Source organism: Pseudoflavonifractor capillosus (assembly GCF_016902575.1).
GTDB lineage: Bacteria > Bacillota > Clostridia > Oscillospirales > Oscillospiraceae > Enterenecus > Enterenecus capillosus_A.
This window is the reverse complement of record NZ_JACSNZ010000117.1, coordinates 1-763: the sequence shown is the minus strand read 5'-3', so window position 1 is coordinate 763 and position 763 is coordinate 1. Positions and strand designations below refer to the sequence as shown.

The 763-nt window shown below is 49.4% G+C and carries 1 protein-coding gene; it reads right to left on the bottom strand.

Annotation, left to right across the window (positions count from 1 at the left end; translation table 11 throughout):
- Nucleotides 1–302 precede the first annotated feature (302 nt).
- Nucleotides 303–763 (bottom strand): Fic family protein (locus H9X86_RS12135; RefSeq protein ID WP_510186726.1); only part of this gene is annotated, 461 nt, incomplete at its 5' end.

Here is a 763-nt window from a genome sequence, read left to right as displayed (position 1 = left end):
CCCTCCGTTTCAATGTAGATGAGAATATAAGTGTCGTGAACCTCCTGGACGACACCGGTGATGCTGGGCTCATTGGCAATGATGTAATTCATGCTGCGAGGGGTACAGCTTACCAATGCCAACAGAATTGTCACAAGGGAGGGAAGAACTGCTGTGATTCGTTTCATATCCAACACACTCCCAACGATTGATTCAGTTTTATTGTATCACAGCCATCTAAAACTGTCATGCACAGGTTGTTTCGCAATAATAAAGAATAGCGCCTTCTGGAATCTGCAGGCTTCGGAAGGCGCTTCTTGGGTTTATTTTGCAATTTGATACTTGATGCGATTGCCGTATTTTGCAGAGCGCAGCAACCCAAGTTTTTCAAACTTGAGTACAAATCCACGGATGGTAGCATAGGCCGCATTGCCAAAGTCCTTTTCCAGCTGCTTGGTGGAGAACTGGCCCTCCCCATAAGCGGTGAGGACAAACTGCCACAGGGCCTGTTCTTTTTCTGTGACATCGCCCCGGGACAAAGCGTTCTGGAAGGTTTCTGTGGTGTTGGAATCTGGCAGAGCCGAGGCCAGCTTGTGGTACACATGTTCAATGAAATAGGTCAGGAAAGGCGTCACATCCATGACCCCGCTGATCTTCGCATTCTGCTCTGCCAACGTGTAGGCGTTGTAGTAACCCCGGCGGCTCTTCTCCACATACTCAGACAGCGGGACAAACAGAGCGGAGGAATACCGCTGCTGCACCAGATACCACAGGTGTATCAGTC